The sequence below is a fragment of the Natronoarchaeum philippinense genome (genome assembly GCF_900215575.1).
In the GTDB taxonomy this organism is placed as follows: domain Archaea; phylum Halobacteriota; class Halobacteria; order Halobacteriales; family Natronoarchaeaceae; genus Natronoarchaeum; species Natronoarchaeum philippinense.
In genome coordinates, this window is record NZ_OBEJ01000001.1 from 349,096 (window position 1) to 366,906 (window position 17,811).

Annotated in this window: 21 protein-coding genes and 1 tRNA gene; 10 read left to right on the forward strand and 12 right to left on the reverse strand. The window is 65.6% G+C overall.

Annotated features, from left to right (window positions below; all coding sequences use genetic code 11):
• Window positions 1-74: 74 nt before the first annotated feature.
• Window positions 75-1,100 carry a sulfite exporter TauE/SafE family protein gene (locus CRO01_RS01735; RefSeq protein ID WP_179747368.1) on the reverse strand — a complete coding sequence of 342 codons (1,026 nt, stop codon included), beginning with the start codon at window positions 1,098-1,100 and terminating at the stop codon, window positions 75-77.
• Between the two features lie 17 nt (window positions 1,101-1,117).
• Window positions 1,118-1,267 (reverse strand): DUF7512 family protein, encoded by a 150-nt coding sequence (locus CRO01_RS16445; protein ID WP_179747369.1) that lies wholly within the window; start codon window positions 1,265-1,267, stop codon window positions 1,118-1,120.
• Window positions 1,268-1,630: 363 nt separating this feature from the next.
• Between CRO01_RS16445 and CRO01_RS16450 the strand changes: the two genes are divergently transcribed.
• The 3 genes from CRO01_RS16450 to CRO01_RS01745 all read left to right on the forward strand — a co-directional run bounded on the left by CRO01_RS16450 (window position 1,631) and on the right by CRO01_RS01745 (window position 2,654).
• The gene (locus CRO01_RS16450; protein WP_179747370.1) at window positions 1,631-1,801 is read left to right on the forward strand and encodes a hypothetical protein; all 171 of its coding nucleotides are present in this window, start codon (window positions 1,631-1,633) and stop codon (window positions 1,799-1,801) included.
• The gene (locus tag CRO01_RS01740) at window positions 1,798-2,052 is read left to right on the forward strand and encodes a HalOD1 output domain-containing protein (protein ID WP_097007395.1); all 255 of its coding nucleotides are present in this window, start codon (window positions 1,798-1,800) and stop codon (window positions 2,050-2,052) included. Before CRO01_RS16450 ends, CRO01_RS01740 begins: the two co-directional genes overlap by 4 nt.
• Window positions 2,053-2,123: 71 nt before the next feature.
• Window positions 2,124-2,654, forward strand: coding sequence for a DUF1684 domain-containing protein (locus CRO01_RS01745; protein WP_097007396.1), 531 nt, complete (start codon window positions 2,124-2,126; stop codon window positions 2,652-2,654).
• On the opposite strand, the gene CRO01_RS01750 is transcribed toward CRO01_RS01745, so the two are convergent.
• Complete coding sequence (locus tag CRO01_RS01750) at window positions 2,655-3,047, reverse strand: helix-turn-helix domain-containing protein (protein ID WP_097007397.1); 393 nt, start codon at window positions 3,045-3,047, stop codon at window positions 2,655-2,657. It lies immediately after the preceding gene.
• Window positions 3,048-3,167: 120 nt separating this feature from the next.
• On the opposite strand from CRO01_RS01750, the gene CRO01_RS01755 reads away from it, so the two are divergent.
• Window positions 3,168-3,587: a VOC family protein gene (locus tag CRO01_RS01755; protein WP_097007398.1), complete on the forward strand. Its 420-nt coding sequence runs from the start codon at window positions 3,168-3,170 to the stop codon at window positions 3,585-3,587.
• A gap of 23 nt (window positions 3,588-3,610) precedes the next feature.
• Here the strand turns inward: CRO01_RS01755 and CRO01_RS01760 are convergent, their stop codons facing one another.
• Window positions 3,611-4,726: an aminotransferase class V-fold PLP-dependent enzyme gene (locus CRO01_RS01760; RefSeq protein WP_097008299.1), complete on the reverse strand. Its 1,116-nt coding sequence runs from the start codon at window positions 4,724-4,726 to the stop codon at window positions 3,611-3,613.
• Between the two features lie 105 nt (window positions 4,727-4,831).
• Here CRO01_RS01760 and CRO01_RS01765 point away from each other — a divergent pair, with 105 nt between their 5' ends.
• Together CRO01_RS01765 and CRO01_RS01770 are read left to right on the forward strand one after the other, a co-directional pair.
• Window positions 4,832-6,085 (forward strand): outer membrane protein assembly factor BamB family protein, encoded by a 1,254-nt coding sequence (locus CRO01_RS01765; RefSeq protein ID WP_097007399.1) that lies wholly within the window; start codon window positions 4,832-4,834, stop codon window positions 6,083-6,085.
• Window positions 6,086-6,087: 2 nt separating this feature from the next.
• A complete protein-coding gene (locus tag CRO01_RS01770; RefSeq protein ID WP_245838484.1) occupies window positions 6,088-7,548 on the forward strand; it encodes a hypothetical protein in 1,461 nt (486 codons plus the stop codon).
• A 22-nt stretch (window positions 7,549-7,570) separates the two neighbouring features.
• On the opposite strand, the gene CRO01_RS01775 is transcribed toward CRO01_RS01770, so the two are convergent.
• From CRO01_RS01775 to CRO01_RS01785, 3 genes are all read right to left on the reverse strand, one after another.
• Window positions 7,571-8,641: a DUF7350 domain-containing protein gene (locus tag CRO01_RS01775; protein ID WP_097007400.1), complete on the reverse strand. Its 1,071-nt coding sequence runs from the start codon at window positions 8,639-8,641 to the stop codon at window positions 7,571-7,573.
• Between the two features lie 65 nt (window positions 8,642-8,706).
• On the reverse strand, window positions 8,707-9,987 hold the full coding sequence (locus CRO01_RS01780; RefSeq protein WP_097007401.1) for a DUF7405 family protein: 1,281 nt from the start codon (window positions 9,985-9,987) through the stop codon (window positions 8,707-8,709).
• Window positions 9,988-10,068: 81 nt separating this feature from the next.
• Entirely contained in the window at window positions 10,069-12,069 is a 2,001-nt protein-coding gene (locus CRO01_RS01785) for a hybrid sensor histidine kinase/response regulator (RefSeq protein WP_097007402.1), read from the reverse strand.
• Window positions 12,070-12,249: 180 nt separating this feature from the next.
• On the opposite strand from CRO01_RS01785, the gene CRO01_RS01790 reads away from it, so the two are divergent.
• Complete coding sequence (locus CRO01_RS01790; RefSeq protein ID WP_097007403.1) at window positions 12,250-12,528, forward strand: DUF2171 domain-containing protein; 279 nt, start codon at window positions 12,250-12,252, stop codon at window positions 12,526-12,528.
• Window positions 12,529-12,631: 103 nt separating this feature from the next.
• On the forward strand, window positions 12,632-13,165 hold the full coding sequence (gene dpsA, locus CRO01_RS01795; protein ID WP_097007404.1) for a DNA starvation/stationary phase protection protein DpsA: 534 nt from the start codon (window positions 12,632-12,634) through the stop codon (window positions 13,163-13,165).
• Window positions 13,166-13,292: 127 nt separating this feature from the next.
• Here the strand turns inward: dpsA and CRO01_RS16455 are convergent, their stop codons facing one another.
• Window positions 13,293-13,457 carry a hypothetical protein gene (locus CRO01_RS16455; protein ID WP_179747371.1) on the reverse strand — a complete coding sequence of 55 codons (165 nt, stop codon included), beginning with the start codon at window positions 13,455-13,457 and terminating at the stop codon, window positions 13,293-13,295.
• Between the two features lie 147 nt (window positions 13,458-13,604).
• Here CRO01_RS16455 and CRO01_RS01800 point away from each other — a divergent pair, with 147 nt between their 5' ends.
• The gene (locus CRO01_RS01800; protein WP_097007405.1) at window positions 13,605-14,804 is read left to right on the forward strand and encodes a tRNA sulfurtransferase; all 1,200 of its coding nucleotides are present in this window, start codon (window positions 13,605-13,607) and stop codon (window positions 14,802-14,804) included.
• Between the two features lie 14 nt (window positions 14,805-14,818).
• Here CRO01_RS01800 and CRO01_RS01805 read toward each other — a convergent pair whose 3' ends face one another.
• Both CRO01_RS01805 and CRO01_RS01810 read right to left on the reverse strand, forming a co-directional pair.
• Window positions 14,819-15,607: a J domain-containing protein gene (locus tag CRO01_RS01805; RefSeq protein WP_097007406.1), complete on the reverse strand. Its 789-nt coding sequence runs from the start codon at window positions 15,605-15,607 to the stop codon at window positions 14,819-14,821.
• Between the two features lie 122 nt (window positions 15,608-15,729).
• Window positions 15,730-15,999, reverse strand: coding sequence for a DUF7571 family protein (locus tag CRO01_RS01810; protein WP_097007407.1), 270 nt, complete (start codon window positions 15,997-15,999; stop codon window positions 15,730-15,732).
• Window positions 16,000-16,161: 162 nt separating this feature from the next.
• On the opposite strand from CRO01_RS01810, the gene CRO01_RS01815 reads away from it, so the two are divergent.
• Complete coding sequence (locus tag CRO01_RS01815; RefSeq protein ID WP_097007408.1) at window positions 16,162-16,653, forward strand: redoxin domain-containing protein; 492 nt, start codon at window positions 16,162-16,164, stop codon at window positions 16,651-16,653.
• 146 nt (window positions 16,654-16,799) lie between these two features.
• Here CRO01_RS01815 and CRO01_RS01820 read toward each other — a convergent pair.
• Together CRO01_RS01820 and CRO01_RS17050 are read right to left on the reverse strand one after the other, a co-directional pair.
• Window positions 16,800-16,903, reverse strand: a tRNA-Gln gene (locus tag CRO01_RS01820).
• 36 nt (window positions 16,904-16,939) lie between these two features.
• The gene (locus tag CRO01_RS17050; protein ID WP_097007409.1) at window positions 16,940-17,692 is read right to left on the reverse strand and encodes an HNH endonuclease; all 753 of its coding nucleotides are present in this window, start codon (window positions 17,690-17,692) and stop codon (window positions 16,940-16,942) included.
• Window positions 17,693-17,811 lie beyond the last annotated feature (119 nt).

The following is a 17,811-nucleotide window of genomic DNA, read 5'->3' on the forward strand; positions in this document are numbered from 1 at the left end:
GAGACGACGACGACCGCGGGGAAATACGTTGAATGTGCTCGTTCGCGAAACCGTCGTCCCGGACGCTGTCCGCGTCAGTCGGCCGCGACCGTCGACGGTTCGGCGTCCGCGCGGAGTTCGCGGACGCTGCTCACCACGACGGCGCCGCTGACCAGCAGCGCGGCACCGAGGATGATGACGAGGCTCACGACACTGAGCACGTCGATGCCGACGTAGTTACCGACGTACCGGACGGCGACGGCGAGCGCGCCCAGCAACAGCATGACGCCGAAGTACACCTTGATGTCGTCCTCGTCGACCAACTCGGTCGCTCCGGCCCCGATCCGGGCGCCCAGCGCGCTACCGGCCAGCAGCGGCGCCACGATACTCAGATCGACCGCGCCGCTCTGGGCGTACAGGAACGACCCCAGCCCTCCCGAGAAGACGATCTCGAACAGGTCCGTCCCGACCGCGACCGGTACCGGGACGCCGATAGCGTAGAACAGCGCGGGCATCCGGATGAACCCGCCGCCGACGCCGAGGAAGCCAGACAGCAGGCCGGTGGCAAAGGCGACCAGCAGCACCATCCACAGCGAGACGGTGATCCCGCCCCGCAGCGAGATCATCGGCGGCACGCGGTAGGACTGGATCTTCTTTGCGATGTCGGGGATGTCGTCGGCGTCGAACTCCTCGTCGGCGTCGTCTTCCACATCGTGACTGATGCCGCCGCCGCTGTCGCTGCCGACGGCCTCGTAGGTGACGAACGCGCCGATCCCGCCCAGCAGCGCGACGTAGGCGACGCTCACGACACCGTCGGCGAGGCCGATATGTTGGAGATACTCCAGCCCGATCTTCCCGACCTCGATGCCGGCGGTCGTCCCGACGATCATCGAGATGCCGAGTTTGTAGTCGACCTGTCCCAGATCGCGGTGTTTCAGCGTCGCGATGACGGAGGTCCCGAAGACGAACGCGAGCCCGCTACCGACCGCGACGTTCGTGTCGTAGCCCATCACCAACAGCGCGGGCGTGACGAGGAACGAACCCCCCATCCCGAAGAACCCAAAGAGGATCCCGATGAGGAACCCGAACCCGGTGAACATCCCGAGCAGCGCGGCGCTCATGCCGAGTACCTCCATCGTCAGTCACCCCTGATGAAGTCGACGACGTACTTACCGGCGACCGATTCGAGCGCGCCATAGCCCACGTAGAGGACGATCGCCTCCAGCAGGACGAGCCCGATCAACGCGGCGGCCAGTGCAGTTCCGGAGAGCGATTCGAGTCCTAGCATCTGCTTTCGAACACCCAATTCGTCGACCGCGGTTTTGTATGGATCATGGATTACTACTCGCTCCAACGTAGCAGGATTAGGGTATTAACGCTTTTGGGATCAGCGCACAATATTGGATGGGCGTAGTTCGGCTATAACATATGAGAATCTGACGTAGATATAGAACTGCGGCAGTACCCCCGTGAATTACCCCTATTTGGCGGGTCAAATCGATCGCGCGCGACCCCCGACGCGTTGCGACGGTCAACCCCTAGCATCTCGACGAGTGACGGCCGTCTCCGGCGACGTGAACGACCCATACGCTTTTGATCTACCCGATAGTATTGCACCCATGGCTCAATACATGTGCCCAGAGAACTACAGATGAACGTTACAGACGACACCAACACGCAGGACGCCAGAGCGCACCGCCGGCTGACGGCCGTTCAGGCGTCGCAGACGATTAACGGTCGCGTGAACTGGGCCGACTACACCCATACCGATCGCGCGCCCGGCGCTGTCGACATCGCCGCAGGCATTTCCACGCGAATATGACCTCGCATACGAACGCACACGCCCAGTCGTCGGCGTCAGCCGACTCAGTCGTGCTCGGCATCGTCCACGCGGTCGCTGACGCCGACGGTGCCGATCCGACCGCGCTCCCGCCGCTCGGCGAGGCCGTCGACACCGACGCGCTGACGACTGTGCTCGACTCGGCCGGACGCCGCTGCCGGATCACGTTCAGGTACTTCGACTACGTCGTCACGGTTCGGGGTGACGGAGCGGTCACCGTCGACTCGCAGTAGCCGACCCTTCGCGTCTCGATCGATTGACCGTCGCCCCAACGCATCTTAGGATTCGGCGCGTACGAACTGCTATGAGCGACGACTGGCGATCGGCGATCGAACACCAACGCGAGCAGAAAGACAGCTACTTCGCCGACGATCCGCGGTCCCCGATCCCTCAGGACGAACCCTTCGACGGGCTGTCCTACTTCCCGATCGACGAGGATTATCGCTTCGTCGTGCCGCTGGAGACCTACGACGACCCCGAAACGGTGATCGTCGGCACCAGCACCGACGGCGAACAGGAGTATCACCGGTGGGGCGAGTTTCGGGTGACGATTGACGACGAGGACGTGCCGGTTCAGGCCTACAAATCCGATCCGTCCGACGACCGGCTGTGGGTGCCGTTCCGCGACGAGACCAGCGGTCAGGAAACCTACGGCGCCGGTCGATACCTCGATTTGGAGCCGGACACGCACCGCCGCGCCGACGGCTGGGTGCTCGATTTCAACGAGGCGTACAACCCGACCTGTGCGTACTCGGATCGGTACGAATGTCCGCTGCCACCGACCGAAAACTGGCTCGGCGTCGCGGTTCGCGCCGGCGAAAAAGACTACGAGTAGCTACCCTTCGATCGAGGCGGTCACGTCGTCGGCGTGCTCGTACTCTTGGATGAGCTGACCCATCTTGGCGTACCAGTCGTTGAGCATCCGCTGCATGTCGTCGGCGACCTGCTCGGGGTCGGTCGGGTAGTAGACGTGGTAGTACCCGCCCTGATCGTAGTTGATCTGCTCTTTCTGGATGAAGCCGGTCTGAAGGAGCCGCTGGATCGAGCGGTAGGCTGTCGAGCGCTCGCGGTCGACTCGCTCAGCGACCTCGTCGATCGTCAGGGGCTCCTCGCTGTCGACGAGCGCGCCGTAGCAGTCCCGGTCGAGTTGTTTGAGCCCGTGGAAACACTCCAGCAGCCCCTCGCACGCCATATCCTGCTGCAGTTGTTCGGACATCGAATCAGGCATTTGAACGACGTTGGGACTACGTGGGCATAAGGATTTTTGTGAACGCCGTGCAATCACGCTCGCACCGCTCTCGCACGACGAGTCGAAGCCGTTTTTCGGATGGCCCGCCCGTCATCGGGTATGACTGAGCCGACCGCACACCACTTCGGCGTGACGGTGTCTGACCTCGACCGAGCCGTGCAATTCTACCGCGACGTGCTCGGCCTCGACGTGTCGAGCCGCTTCACCGTCGGCGGCGAGGCGTTCTCGACGGGTGTCGACGTTGCCGGCGCGACGGGCTCGTTTGCCCACCTCGACGCCGGCGGTGCCCGCGTCGAACTGGTCGAGTACGACCCCGAAGGCGAAGACGCGACCGGCGACGCGCTCAACCGCCCCGGCGCGACACACCTCGGCCTCGAAGTCGACGATATCGACGCGATCTACGAAGAACTACCCGACGGCGTCGAGACACTGAGTCCGCCCCAGACCACCGAGAGCGGGACGAAAATCCTGTTCGTCCGCGATCCCGAGGACAACTTGGTCGAACTACTCGAACCATAGGTCGGCGTCGCTATCTTGTCCGGTCACCACTCCTCGCCGAGCGCGTCGAGCAGCAGATCGACCTCCTCGGCGGTGTTGACGGCGTGGACCGACGCCCGAATCGCTTCCGGATGGGGTAGGTCGCGCACGACGACGCCCTCGTTGGCCAGTCGCTCGACCGTCGCTTCGGGGTCGTCGACAGCGATCGTCACGAGTCCCGACTCCGGCGTCGCCGGGCTGCGAAGCCGCTCCTCGGGGACGCCGTCGGCCAACCGGGCGGCCAGCGTCTGGATTCGTTCTTCGATCGCCTCGACGCCGATCTCCTCGCAGATCTCGATCGCCTCACCGAGCGCGGCGTACGGCGCCGGACTGGTCGTCCCGATCTCGAACCGGGCCGCGCCGTCGTGCCACTCGTACTCTCCTTCGGCGTCCTCGACGCCGCGGTAGCCGATCGCTGCGGGTTCGAGATCGCCGACGGCGTCGTCGTCGACGTAGAGGAAGCCGGCGCCCCAGTTGCCGAGCAGCCACTTGTGGCCGGCCGCAGCGACGGCGTCTGCGCCCCACTCGTCGACGTTCATCGGCGCCTGCCCGGGCACCTGTACGGCGTCGACCAGCACGAACGCGCCGGCGTCGTGGGCGATATCCACGAGTTCGGCGACCGGCAGTCGAGTGCCGTGAGTCCACGTGAGCGCACTGAAACAGACCAGCTTCGCGCCCTCGACGGCCTCGCGGTAGGCATCCATGTCGATCCGGCCCCGTTCGGTTCCGACGACGCGGACTTCGACGCCGCGGTTTCGTTCGAGTCGATCCCACGGGAGGACGCCCGCGGGATGTTCGAGGTCGGTCCGGACGACCACGTCGCCTTCTGCCCATTCCATCGCCCCGGCGATCCGGTTGATCCCGTCGGTCGTGCTCTGGGTGAGCGCGATCTTGTCGGTCTCGGCGCCGACGAAACCCGCGACCGTCTCGCGGGTGTCGTCGTACAGGTCGAACGCGGCGGGGTACATCCCCTCCGAGACCGGCGCGTCGTACTCGTGGTGTTCCAGACAGGACTCGGCGGCGTCGACGACGCGGTGAGGGCTGGGACCGCTCGCCCCGAAGTTCATGTACGCGACGGAGCCGAGCGCCGGCACCTCAGCGCGGAGTTCCTCTGGCGTCATACCCCACACTACCGTCCTCTGGCGTGAAAACGGCGTCGCGGCGCCGCGGCGCTGCGGCGCCCCCAACGCGTAGCCTTTTTCGACACCGGCGGCCAAGATCGCACGATGAAGCGAACGACGGTCGTCGCCGTCCTCGTCGTCTTCGCCGTGCTCGTCGCGGGCCTCGCCGTCGGCTTCGTGCAATTTTCCGGCAGCAGCGGGAGCCTCGACGAGCAGTGGGTCAGCGACACCGCGCGGGATCACACCGGGAACCACCACCCCGTCGCGGTCGTCGAGCGATCCGGCGGCGACGACGTGATCGCGCCGATCAACGATGTCGGCGAGGATTCGAGCATGACCGAGACCTCCTGCGCGCTGACGGCGCTCGACGGACAGTCCGGCGACATCGACTGGCAGACGGGGATGCCGGTCGAACACTGTCACATCCACACGTTCTCTGACCCGCGGATCGCCGACGTGACCGGCGACGACACGCCCGACGTGCTCGTCGGGACGGGGCGAGACGCGCTGGTCGCGTACGACGGCACCGACGGCGCCGAACTCTGGGACCGCGAGTTCGAGACGATCGGCTACAGCCCCCCCGTGCTGACGAACCTGACTGACGCGCCCGGCGAGGAAGTCGTCGCCGTCGACTTCCGGGGGAACGTCTACGCCGTCACCGCCGACGGTCAACCGCTGTGGAATCGCTCGCTCGACGCCACCGTCTGGGCCGAGCCCGCCGTCGGCGACTTCACCGGCGACGGCACGACCGAGATCGCCGTCGGATCGGACGAGGGAACGATCCTGCTCTCGACCGACGGCACCGTCGAGCGCCGCTTCGACGCCACGGCGCAATCGCTCGTCGACGCTGACATCGACGGCGACGCCGACCCCGAACTGATCGCGGCCGACGTGGGCACCGACGAGGGAACCGTCACCGCGCTCGACGCCGCCTCGGGCGAGCGCCGCTGGAGCGTCCAGACCGTCAACGACCCGTCGATCCACGCCCTCGGCGACGGCGACGACGACGGCGCAGCCGAACTCTACGTCACCGTCCGCGGCGGCGGCGTGCTCGCGCTCGACGCCGAAACGGGCGAGCGCGACTGGGAGACCGAGATCGCAGTGGGCGGCGACACCATCGTCGCGCCGCCGACGCTCGGTGACCTCGGCGGCGACGCCAGCCCCGAACTCGTGGTTCCGTCGGGCAACGGCGTCGTCGCGGTGCTCGACCCCGCGAACGGCGACGAACTGGCATCGTACGAGCGCGACGTTCCCGTCTGGGCGCCCGCGACGCTGGGCGACACCGACGGCGACGGCGACCGCGAGATCCTTGCGATGTACGGCGACGGCCGCGTCGTCGCGCTCGACTACGAGGCCTGACCGTGTCCCGAACTCGCCTTCCGATCGGCCGCGCGCTCGGCGTCTTCCTCACTGTCACGCTCGCGGCGTCGGGAACCGCCAGCGCACATCAGGTCGGCGGGACGCGCTTCCAGACGCCGATCCCGCTGTGGTTGCTGTTCGGCGGCGCCGCCGCGACGGTCGGGCTGACGGCGGTCGGGCTCGCGGTCGGCGGCTCCCGGCCCACGGTGTCGGCGGCCGATACCACTGCGTCAGCAGCCGATACCACCGCGCCGGACGCCGAAGCGACCGCGGCGTCACGCCGCGTGCTTCGGATTCCGACTCCGGTCGGCGACGCCGCCGCGACGCTCGCCCGCGTCGGCTTTCTCGCGCTCGTTTCGCTCGCCATCGTCGCCGGCTTCGTCGGCCCGCAGACGCCCGCCCGAAACGTTGCGACGCTGTTCGTCTGGGCGGTCTGGCTCAAGGGCGTCGGCATCCTCGCGGCCGTCGTCGGCGATCCGTGGCCGGTGCTCTCGCCGTGGCGCACGGTGTACGAGGGGCTGGCCCGGATCGAGGGCGAGGAGATTTCCATCATGACCTACCCCGAGCGCCTCGGCGAGTGGCCGGCGCTGATCGGCGTCCTCGCGTGGGTCGGCATCGCCGAAAATCTCACAGTGCTCCCGCGCTCGCCCGCCGGCACTGCGGTCGTCGTACTCGGCTACGCGATCACGATGCTCGCGGGCGGGCTCGTCTTCGGTCGCGCGTGGTTCCGTCGGGCCGACGCGCTCGCTGTCCTGTATCGACTGTTCGGACGCGTCGCCCCGCTCGACGTTCGCCGGACCGAGGATGGCTACCGCGTCGGCCTCCGCCCGCCGTGGCGCGGCTGTACGGCTCCCGCTCGCTCGCTCGGCGGCGTCGCGGTCGCCGTGGCCGCGGTCTACACCGTGAGCTTCGACGCCTTCACCGGAACGCCGGAGTACCGCTCGATTCTCTTCTCGCTCCGCGACGCGACCGGCCTCGGCCCCCAAGCGAGCGTCCTGCTCTATCTCGCCGGCGTCGTCCTGTTCGTGGGCGCGTTCGTCGGCGTCGCAGCGCTGACGACGCGGCTCAGCAACTCGGCGGCGACGGCCGCGGGATGGCGCCCCGCCGCGCTCGCGCTGGCGCCGACGCTGCTACCGATCGCCGTCGCCTACGAGATCGGCCACAACTACCCCTACGTCCTCGGCACGCTCGGCCAGCTCGTCGGCGTCCTCGCGGGCTACGTCACGTCGTCGGCGCCGACGCTCACGCCGCTGTCGTGGCTGTCGGTGCAGGGCTTTTGGGCCTCACAGGTGGTCCTGATCGTCGCGGGCCACCTCGTCGCCGTCGTCGCGGCCCACGCCGTCGTCGTCGAGTACGCCCCCGCGGCACGCTCTGCGATTCGCGTCCACGCGCCGCTGGCGGCGCTGATGGTCGCCTACACCGTCGTCTCGCTGTGGACGATCTCGCGGCCCGTCGTCGCGTAACTCGCTCGAAAAAGCGTAGCCGTCACTCGGCGGTGAACTCCACCGCCCCCATGTCGAGGAACGCCATCTCGTAGCCCTCGTGACGGGCGACCTGCGGCGGCGTGTCGACCGCGATCGTCACCTGATCGCCCGACTGGACGCCGTCGAGTTCGGCGCCGTAGTGATACCCGAGGTCGGGGTGGAGCGCCTCACCCAGCCCGCCGTCGTAGACGGCACTCCCGTTGCGGCTGACGGTGGCCGACAGCCCCATCAGCGGCAGCGGGACCCGGTTGTACGGCGTCCGCGGCGACACCGCGAGGTAGGCTGACGCGTCGACGAACGAGGGATCCTCGACGACCGTGGCGACGATGTCGGCGTCGCCGCTGGATCCGGTGCCGATCACGCGGCCCGGAAGCTCTCCCTGTGCGGGCACGGTCGAGGTCGGCATCATATCCATCTCCATCAGCTCGGCGGCGCCCTTCTGTCCCTGTACGTCGAGCGTCTTGTACGGAATCGAGTTCCGCGTCGCCTGCTCGTACTCGAACTCGATGTCGACCGGTTCGAGTCCCTCAAAGCGCCCTTGGAAAGCGCCAAGTTTCCTAGCGCCGACGCTGCCCGGCCGCACCGTGACGGTGTAGGTGCCGTCGCCGTCGAGCGCGTAGTTGTCGCCGTAGTGAAAGCCCATGTTCTGGGAGATCATCGGCCACGGCGGCTTCCCGGAGACGGCCTCGCCGTCCTGTGTGATCGAGAGCGTCAGTCCGCCCCCGACCGAGAGCACGGTGCCGGTGTCGCCGTCCCACAGCGTCGCCATCAGGTGGACGGCGTCGCTTTCTTGGACGTTGACGCGCTGGGTACCCGCCGACTCCATCGTCCAGAACCGATGGGGGTACGAATACATCAGCCCGACTTTGGCGTCGCCGACGCTGCCCATCCCGATCATCTCCATCTGCTCGATGTGGGTCGGGTAGTAGACGGCGTCCGGGCGGTTCGCAACTAGCGGCGGCTCGCCGCCTCGCCCGCTGGTGTTCTCGTCGGTCTCGAACAGGCCGGCACAGCCCGCCGTCGACGCGGCACCGAGCGCCCCCGCGGTGGCGAGGAATCTCCGTCGCTCCATGCCGTCGTCTTGTCGCGGTGCGGTGATACGGCTTCTGATTCGTGGGAGGACGTATCAGTCGCCGCTCAGGCGTCGGGCTGTGGCGTCGGCAACGCACGGCTCGACCGCGGGGGAAGCAGGAAGTTCCCGCGGCGCTGGACCGTCATGTAGCGTTTGATTCCGTTGTTGTTGATCGTCCCGACGGCGGTGTTGTCGGCCACGTCGTCGCCGGTCATCTGCTCGCGCGTCTCGACGAAGTCGGCGATCGAGCGCTGTAAGGAGAGGAAGTGAAGCCCGGCGGCGCCGCCGTCGGTCGAATCGAAGTCACGCCGGAGCATGATCGGCGAGTCGTCGTTGTCGCGGGCGCGAGCGGCCTTCTGTGCGTGCCCGACGACGCCCGAGTTGTCCATCACGTCGTCGGCGCACTCGCCGACGCCGCTGTCGTTACCGAGATTCTCGCCCGTTCCCTCGACGCGATCTTCCTCGGCGTGGGCCGGACAGAACATCTTGCTGACGCGCTGTTCGCGGCTGTCCTGCTCGTACCACTGCTGGAGGTGCAGGCGGATCTTGGAGAGCTGCTGGTTCGTGCCGCCGGCAAAAGGACCGTCGGGGATCGTCACGCGGTCCTCGCTGGCCTGATTCTTCTCGAAGCCAGACTCGAAGCCCATGTACAGCGGCGCGTCCTCGGGCACCGGCTCGGAGTCGGGGATGCCGACCACGTCTTGGTTCTCGGCCGGCAGGCCGTCGCCGATAAACCCCGTTCGCCGGTCGACTTTTTCGAGGACGCCGCTCACGTCGGTCTCGATGTCGACGCCGTTGAGCGCGTCGCGGTTGCCCAGTAGGGCCTCCTCGGCGCCGATGACGACTTGGGCGTAGTCGCTGGCCAGATGCACGACGGCGTCCTGCTGATCGAGTTCGGGATCTTCGAGATCGGTCAGCGCCCGAGGCTCCTGCAGGCGGGCCGAATCGGGCAGCGCGGCGTCGTAGCGCCCGAAGTACGCCGGGGAGTAGCCGGCGGTGAACAACAGGCCGTCCGAGCCGCGCTGGTAGGCGCGTTCGAGGTTCCGGAAGGCGGCCTCGACCTGCTCGCGGTCGGGGTCGTCGGGCGTCCCGTCGCCGGCGTAGTCGAGAAACACCAGCACGTGATGTCGGGGTGGGACGTGGTTACCGTGCTCGTCGGTGGTGAGGGCGTCGTTCCACGCGTGCTGCCGGGCCGGGAACGCCGAGAGGTCGTCGGGGCCGGTCGGGATGTCGGGGGCCTCCTCGCGCTCAGTACAGGCCGACAGCGCCGCGGCGCCGCCGATCGCCACGGCCGCTTTCGTGAACTCGCGGCGGGAGATGCCGCGTCCTGACGCGGGGTCTGTCATCACGCGCGGCTAGGGCTGCAACAGCCAAGGAGGTTCTGGTTGCGGTCGTTCGTCGAGATGGCGGCCGACAGCGGCCGGCGCTCACTCTGGGCGTTCGCGCACGTCGCCGAACTCGAAGCGCGCGCCGCCAGAGGCGCTCTCGGTCGCCTCGATCGTCCAACCGTGGGCGCTGGCGACCTCCCGGACGACCCACAGGCCGATGCCCAGCCCCTCCTCGGAGGTCGTGAACGAGGATTCGAAGGCGTGCTCCCGGATCTCGGCGGGCATGCCCGGACCGTCGTCCTCGACGTAGAAGCCAGTCGAACGCGCGGTGGCGTCCTGTTGCGACGAGTCGGACGACGAGTCCGAAGCGTCGGCGGGAGCGGCGTCCTCGTCGGCGGCGTCGAGCAGTCCGACTTTGATCGTCACGTCTTCGGCGCCGTGTTCGAGGGCGTTTCTGAACAGGTTTTCGAGCATTCGCAGCAGGCGCGAGCGGTCGGCCGCGATCGCCCCCGACGACTCGATGACGAGTTCGGCTTCCGGCGTCGAGACGTTCCCCCACGCGTCTTCGACGGTCGTTCGAAGGGTGAGCTGTTCGGTCTCGGTGACGGTCTGGCCGTGACGCGCCAGCGCCAACACGTCGCCGATGATCGTCTCCATCCGGTCGAGCGCGTCGCGGACGTTCCTGAGGGCGTCGATCTCGCCGGCCCGCTCGCCAACGATGTCGATGTAGCCCTGCGCGACCGACAGCGGATTTCTGAGGTCGTGGCTGACGATGCTGGCGAACGCTTCGAGGCGCTCGTTCTGGCGTTCGAGTTCGCGCTCGCGCTTCTTGCGCTCGGTGATGTCGCGGATGACGCCGACGGTGCCGCGGCGCTCGTCGCTCTTGGGCAACAGCGCGATCTGGTTCTCGCAGGGGATGCCCGTCCCGTCTTTCCGGTAGACCGTGATCTCGACGGCTTCTTTCTCCCGATCGTCGTCGCCAAGCCGATCGATGGCCTCGCGCTGGCGTTCGACATCGTCGTCGTCCAGAAGGATGGAGACGTGCTCGCCCAGCAGCCCCTCTCGGGAGTAACCAGTCATCTCCAGCAGGCCGTTGTTGACCGTCATGAAGTGCCCGTTGGCGTCGAGCGCGTACATTCCGTCGCCGACGGTCTCGACCAGCCGCTCGTACCGGCGGAGGGCGCGCTCTTGCTGGTCGAACTCGCCGCGAATCGCCATCGTGTCGAGCACGTGGCCAGTCGCCTCGCCGACCTCTTCGAGCGCGCTCCGTTCGGCCTCGCTGAAGCCGCTCGGCGCGTCAGTGTAGACGCCGAGGATGCCCCGCAGTTCGCCGTCGACCGCCAGCGGTAGGAACGCCGCCGCGGTACAGCCCCGCTCGACGGCGGCGTCGCGCCACGGGACTGATTCGGAATGGTTTTCGACGTCTTCGACCCACTGGATCTCGCGGGCCCGCAGCGTCCGTTCGAGCACCGTCTCGGCCGAGCCGGGCCTGATCCCGAACGTGCGGGCGGTGGGCCAGTCGGCGGTCGCCGCGCTGGTCACCCACGGAATGACCTGTCGCTCGCCCGGGTCGTACTCGCCGACCCACGCGAACGTGTAGCGCCCGCCCTTGGTGAGCTGGTCGCAGACAGCGTCTTCGACGTCCATCGGCGACGTGGCGTCGACCAATCCGTGTCTGACATCTCGAACGAGGTCTTCGGGCTGGTTTCCGCCCGGTGGGCCGCCGTCGCCCGCCCCACAGACGACGGAGTTTGCGACCCAGCCGCCGAAGGCGTCGTCGTCGGGACTATCGAGAAAGTCGACGACCTCTGCCAGCGCGGTGGCCTCACTGCTCCCGGTCTCGTACGGCGACTGTACCAGCAGCGTGATCTCGGGGTGATGCCGACGGACGGCCGGCAACAGATCTGAACGGTCATTGAGGGTCTGTCTGTCGGTGACGACGCAATCGACAGCATCATCCTCGATACGATCGATCGCTTCGTCCGGATCGGCTGTTCCGATGACAGTGATTCGGGGATACGACCACTCCAGTGGCGCCGCGAGACGCTCTGCAGCGTCGGGATCAATACTCAAACAGAGAACGAGAGCACTGTCAGTCATGCCGTGATCCCCACCCGGAACGCCCGTTGCGGGCTGTGGCTCCCGCTGTTCATCGACACGTCAGTCGGGACGGCGCATCGTGTAATAATCTTTTTCGTTGCGCCATTCTGGCCGAGTACGTCGCCCTCCGGCAGCTTTGGGGGCGGTGTTTTTGCTCGCTCGGGGAGACACGGTGACACGATGACGACCGATCGCTCTCGCGCGGCCGACAGCGACGTGGGAAAGCCGATCGTCGACGCTGACGGCGACCGATTGGGTCGGATTGCCGGCGTGACGGGGAACCGGATCGAGATCGCGCCCGATCCGGACGCGTTCGACCGTTTTAAGGCCCGATTCGGCTGGAAAGACCGGGACGGGGATACGCACCAGATCGACAGCGGACGTGTCCGGGATGTGACTGACAGCGAAGTGGTCGTCGACGCTCAGTGGACCGCAAAATGGTTCGATACTGGTAATTGAGTAGCTTTGATTCTATTCTACAGAACTATTTTTTAGGGTTGCCAAAGAAGTGTTGTTGTATAGGCAACCTTTAAGTGGGTCGCGCGCGTATGCACGAAGTGCAATGAGCACCCAGAAGTCCGTACTCCAAGAGGCCGGCACCGTCGAGGAGAACGCCCTGCGAATCGATCAGGACAAAGCCGAACAGCTCGTCGACGCGCTCAACACCGACCTCGCGGCGACCGAGGTGCTGTACCACCAGCTCCGCAAACACCACTGGACGGTCCACGGCTCGGAGTACCGCGATCTCCACCTGTTCTACGAGGAAGCCTACGAGAGCGCCAGCGAGGGCGCCGACCACCTCGCCGAACGCGCCCAAGCGCTCGGCGGCGTCCCCACGAGCCGTCCCGCAGACTTCCAAGAGCGCTCGCCCGTCGAGCCCGAGCCCGAGGATATCTACGACGTGCGCACGATGATGGAAAACGACATGGAGATGTACGGTGACATCATCGAGACGGTCCGCGAGCACATCGAACTCGCGGAGAACCTCGGCGACTACGCCACCGCCGAACTGCTGCGCGAGCAGATCGAGGAACTCGAGGAGTTCGCCCACGAGATCGAGCACTTCCTCGAGCACGACTCGCTCACCGAGTGGTAAACTGACGCGAGCGAGACGTTTCGACGGCCGAGGCGGCCCGACGTACGGCTTTTTCTCCCGCGTCGCATCGGACTGACTACAGGCGTCGATGCCACTGGTCGCACTGAGGACGAAGCGACAGCTACGATTATCGTTCGGGAGAAACAGTGAGATCGGTTGCAATCCACGCGTCGCTGTTGCCCTGCTCCGTGAAGACGGTGTTACCCGGAGAGGTTTCACAGGCTGCGACGACCTGCTCGGTAGTGTCCTCAGCGGCGTCGGCCGTGCGATCGTTGTCTGCCTCGGCGTCCATCGAGTGTGATTAGGTAGGCCTAAATCTAAAAGGGTTTTGGTCCGCCTAAGACTCAGCCGACGGAGGTGTCTCGATAGCTGGCGTCGCACCGAGGCGTCCGACCGGCCGTCCAAAGCGCGTATATTGGACGACCGAGTACGGGCGGGCATGCAACCACCGGGAGCGGACACGGTGCTCGTCCGCCACGGGGATCTCAACACCAAGAGCAGGCAGGTTCAGGGGGCCATGGAGCGGCGTCTCGTCGCCAATCTGCAGGCGCTGCTGGCCGACCGCGGCGTCGACGCCGAGGTCGAACGGCGCTGGTCGCGGCCGTTGATCCACACGAGCGAGCGACAGATTGAGGACGCCCTCGACGCCGCAACGAGCGCGCCCGGCGTCGTCTCGGCCAGCGCAGTGCGGGCCGTTCCCGCGGAGCGCCAAGCCATCGAGACGACGCTTGCGGAGGCCGCCCGCGAGCACTACCACGAGGGCGCGTTCGCTGTGAGGGGGCGCCGAGCCGACAAGAGCGTGCCCTTCGACAGCGAGGACGCCCAGCGCTTCGGCGGGACGGCCATCTGGGAGGCCGTCGAGGACGAGTTCGAGCCCGAGGTCGATCTCGACGACCCCGATCTGGAGTTTTTCGTCGAAATCCGCGACGGCGAGGCGTTCGTCTTTCTGGAGAAAGTCCCGGGACCGGGCGGGCTGCCGCTCGGCACGCAGGACCCCGTCGTCGCGCTGATCAGCGGCGGCATCGACTCGCCGGTCGCCGCCTTCGAGGTGATGCGCCGTGGCAGTCCGATCGTCCCCGTCTACCTCGATCTGGGCGACTACGGCGGCGTCGACCACCGCGAGCGGGCCGTCGACTCCGTGCGAACCCTCGCGTCGTACGCGCCGAACCACCCCTTCGACCTACGCATCGTCGACGCCGACGAGACCGTCGATCTCCTCGCAGACCGATTCGAGGCGGGCCGGATGCTCGCCTTCCGGCGGTACATGTACCGCGTCGCCGAGCGCGTCGCCGAGGAGACCGGCGCCGTCGGCATCGTCACCGGCGAGGCTATCGGCCAGAAGTCGAGCCAGACGACCAGCAACCTCGGTGTGACGAGCAGCGCGACGACGCTTCCGATTCATCGACCGCTGTTGACCGTCGACAAGCAGGAACTGATCGAGCGTGCCAAAGACGTGGGGACGTACTCGACGGCGACGATCCCGGCGGGCTGTAACCGCTTTGCTCCAGATCAGGCCGAAACCCACGGCGACCTAGCGTCGATCGAAGCCCGCGAGCCCGACGACCTGTTCGAGCGCGCCGAGCGCGACGCCGACGCCGCAGAGGTCGTCGGACTCGGTCGCGGCGCCAACGGCATCTGATCTAGCGCAGCCTGTCAGAACGGCGCCCGGGCGAGCAGCGGCTTCGCGCTCGGCGCGATCTCGAAGGAAAATCGCTCTTTGTCCTCGATTCCGCGTCCCGACGGACCACGAGCGAACACGTTCTGCGTGTACTGCAGACCTCTTATTTCGACATCCTCGGCAAGCGCCTCCGCGATGACGACTACCCGTAGCTCCTCGCCCGACTCGACGGCGATATCAGAGCCCGTCCAACCGTCCGGAAGCTTGGGCTCCGACGGGCGGTACTCCTCAGCGCTTTCGTAGGCGTTGTCGTCGCTGCCGACGAACGAGAGCGACTGGGTCCCCCGCCAGCGGACGGTCCGATCGCTCGTGTTCTCGACGGTCAGAAACGCGACGGGTCGATCGTCGTCGCCATCGGCCGGCAACGCGTGGTCGGCAACGAGTTTAGCTAGGTCAGCGCTGTCGTCGACTCCCACTAATCGTAGCGTCAGGTACTCGCCACGGAGTTCCAGCCCAACTCCGTTCGTGCAGGTGATCGCCGTCGAATCGTCGTGGATCGTCGCCTCAGCGCCGGCTCCTGCTCCGGGATGGCAGGTCGCCGTACCGCCGTCGGTCGACGCGCGCCGTCCCGCCCGAGCGCGTGCTGCCCGCGCTGCGGCGTCGTCGGCTTGGATCGACTCGTAGGCCTTCTTGATCCGAATGAACTCCTCGGTCGTGCCCCCCTGATCCGGGTGATGAGACTTCATCAGCGACCGGTAGGCGTCGCGGACAGCGTCGTCGCCGGCACCCGGAGCAACGCCGAGAACGTTGTACGGACTATCCATCTTAATCCTCTTCTCTACTCGCGAGTAAAAATATTTTTTGCAAAGCTTCTGTATATCTATAATATTGGCCGCCGAACACCGACCGACAGTACGACGAGCCCCGGGCGCTGGGGCCCACGCCGTCAGAACGAAACGGCGTCCCGGTGCCAGCCGGGATCCTCGCCCGTCTGATCGATCAGCTCTGATCGACACGCCGGGCAGTAGTCCGGCGTTCCGGATTCGTTTCGGGGAACGTACACCGCGCCGCCACACTCAACGCACGCGTCGGGAACGATCGTCACGCAGTCCGCACAGACGTTGAAGTCGTCGACCGTGAGTTCGCGCAGGGGTTCGAGTTGTTTGTCCAAGAGGTACTCGTCGATGACCGCCTGACAGTTTTGGCACGGTTGCATGGCGATGCCTGTAGAGAGATGTGACCACACCACATAGGTTTGACGCCCGCGGTACACTTCGCCGTTCGACGCCGAACACCGGCTGTCGGATGTCCGACTGGCTCGCTCGGCCGGAGAACGTTCGGCAGGTGGATCCTTTGTCTCGGAGCCCGTAGCCGTCGTATGCTCGACGTAGGCGAGTCAGCGCCCGAGTTCACGCTCCCGAAGGCAGGCGGCGACGTGTACAACGACATCGAGCCGTTCGACCTCGCGGACGCGCTGGGCGATGGCCCGGTCGTCTTAGCGTTCTTCCCGGCGGCGTTCACCAGCGGCTGTACCGCCGAGATGTGCGCCTTCCGGGATTCGATGCATCGCTTCGACGACCTCGACGCCGACGTGTACGGCATCAGCGTCGACCTCCCACCGGCGCAGAACGTCTGGATTCTACGGGAGGAACTCGACTTCCCGATGCTGTCCGATTGGGACCACGAAGTCATTCACGACTACGGCGTCATCGAACCCGAGATGTACGGCCAGTTCGAGGCGGCCCGACGAAGCATCTTCGTCCTCGACGCCGCGGGAACGGTCGCGTATCGGTGGGTCGAAGGCGAGGGAGAGACGGACTTCGAGGCGGTCGTCGAGACGGTGCGGGACGCCGTTGCCGAGGTTGCGTGAGGTGGACAGTTGCTGCTGGTGGTTCGATGGAGCGGAGACTGTAAAGATAGTCCCGGGCGGACGAACCACGAAGGCTCGAATCCTCTCGCCTTCTGCTTCGAATCCACCGTCCGCTATTCGCTGCTCACGTTCGTTCGTCGCAAAAGTAGTCCCGGGCGGATTCGAACCGCCGTCATAGGCTGTCTTCCGCGATAGGCGCGAACCGATCACGTCCAAAGGCCCATATGATTGGCCACTACACCACGGGACTTCGCATCCCGGTCTACCCACTGGCAGCACAATAGTGTTACTTTTTGCTGTCGTCACTGAGTGCCATCTCCCCCTCTTCTACACCCCTATGGCAACTGCGGCACAGGGTTACTACGTTATCCATTGTGTGTGCTTGCTCGACGCTATCGAACTCGCGTACCGGTGTGAGATGGTGTACGTCGGGATTACGACCCAAATCGTCTTTGTTCCGTCCGCAAGCTTGGCATTCATAATCGTCACGTCTGCGTGCAGCACGTCTGATACGCCACCAAGACTGGCCATAGTTGATTGGACCTCCCTTCCACTGGTGATGATCCGAACCCACAACGTTCTCTGAGAGCCACTGACCGTAGCAGTTCATATTGCAAAAAAATCCCCGCTTATTATCCTCTTCTTCTGAGGGAAGAACTTGCTTCTTTTCTCCACAATGACCGCATTCTACGGTGTTTCTTGGTTCTTTCTTCTGAGGATTGTCTGGAAGTAGGCCTTTAGCAGACTCAACACAGTCTGGGCAGTATGTCCCCTCTTTGTTTGATGGATAATAAGAAAAGGTAGAGCTACAGGTTTCGCAGACAGCTATGGATTTCTCATCTTCCCAATTACCATTGTGTTCCCCTGCGTTTGGATTGCAATCATCACAAAATTTCCTGCGTGCCTTTGAATCGTAAAAGTCTGCCCCACACCCCTTGCAGCACCGGTTTGGCAAAGGCTCGTCGTGAACGATTGTATGATGTTGGCGTACTCCCTGCATTGTAGACAGAGTTTTTCCACATGAGGGGCACTCAGACATTTGTTTCTGTTATTGGTGGATGAATACTTTGATTTTACGCTGCCAAAAATGTCACTATAGATACCTTTTTAACACCGTCCTTTGTATCCAACCATCCACAGTACGAAGCCCACAACCCG

Coding starts and splice junctions, on each gene's coding strand:
- CRO01_RS01790 (WP_097007403.1), top strand. CDS start 12,250: ATGACGACCGATCGCTCTCGCGCGGCCGACAGCGACGTGGGAAAGCCG.
- CRO01_RS01745 (WP_097007396.1), top strand. CDS start 2,124: ATGAGCGACGACTGGCGATCGGCGATCGAACACCAACGCGAGCAGAAA.
- dpsA (WP_097007404.1), top strand. CDS start 12,632: ATGAGCACCCAGAAGTCCGTACTCCAAGAGGCCGGCACCGTCGAGGAG.
- CRO01_RS01805 (WP_097007406.1), bottom strand. CDS start 15,607: ATGGATAGTCCGTACAACGTTCTCGGCGTTGCTCCGGGTGCCGGCGAC.
- CRO01_RS01800 (WP_097007405.1), top strand. CDS start 13,605: ATGCAACCACCGGGAGCGGACACGGTGCTCGTCCGCCACGGGGATCTC.
- CRO01_RS17050 (WP_097007409.1), bottom strand. CDS start 17,692: ATGTCTGAGTGCCCCTCATGTGGAAAAACTCTGTCTACAATGCAGGGA.
- CRO01_RS01815 (WP_097007408.1), top strand. CDS start 16,162: ATGCTCGACGTAGGCGAGTCAGCGCCCGAGTTCACGCTCCCGAAGGCA.
- CRO01_RS01755 (WP_097007398.1), top strand. CDS start 3,168: ATGACTGAGCCGACCGCACACCACTTCGGCGTGACGGTGTCTGACCTC.
- CRO01_RS01775 (WP_097007400.1), bottom strand. CDS start 8,641: ATGGAGCGACGGAGATTCCTCGCCACCGCGGGGGCGCTCGGTGCCGCG.
- CRO01_RS01765 (WP_097007399.1), top strand. CDS start 4,832: ATGAAGCGAACGACGGTCGTCGCCGTCCTCGTCGTCTTCGCCGTGCTC.
- CRO01_RS01750 (WP_097007397.1), bottom strand. CDS start 3,047: ATGCCTGATTCGATGTCCGAACAACTGCAGCAGGATATGGCGTGCGAG.
- CRO01_RS01760 (WP_097008299.1), bottom strand. CDS start 4,726: ATGACGCCAGAGGAACTCCGCGCTGAGGTGCCGGCGCTCGGCTCCGTC.
- CRO01_RS01735 (WP_179747368.1), bottom strand. CDS start 1,100: ATGAGCGCCGCGCTGCTCGGGATGTTCACCGGGTTCGGGTTCCTCATC.
- CRO01_RS01740 (WP_097007395.1), top strand. CDS start 1,798: ATGACCTCGCATACGAACGCACACGCCCAGTCGTCGGCGTCAGCCGAC.
- CRO01_RS16445 (WP_179747369.1), bottom strand. CDS start 1,267: ATGCTAGGACTCGAATCGCTCTCCGGAACTGCACTGGCCGCCGCGTTG.
- CRO01_RS01785 (WP_097007402.1), bottom strand. CDS start 12,069: ATGACTGACAGTGCTCTCGTTCTCTGTTTGAGTATTGATCCCGACGCT.
- CRO01_RS16450 (WP_179747370.1), top strand. CDS start 1,631: ATGAACGTTACAGACGACACCAACACGCAGGACGCCAGAGCGCACCGC.
- CRO01_RS01810 (WP_097007407.1), bottom strand. CDS start 15,999: ATGCAACCGTGCCAAAACTGTCAGGCGGTCATCGACGAGTACCTCTTG.
- CRO01_RS16455 (WP_179747371.1), bottom strand. CDS start 13,457: ATGGACGCCGAGGCAGACAACGATCGCACGGCCGACGCCGCTGAGGAC.
- CRO01_RS01780 (WP_097007401.1), bottom strand. CDS start 9,987: ATGACAGACCCCGCGTCAGGACGCGGCATCTCCCGCCGCGAGTTCACG.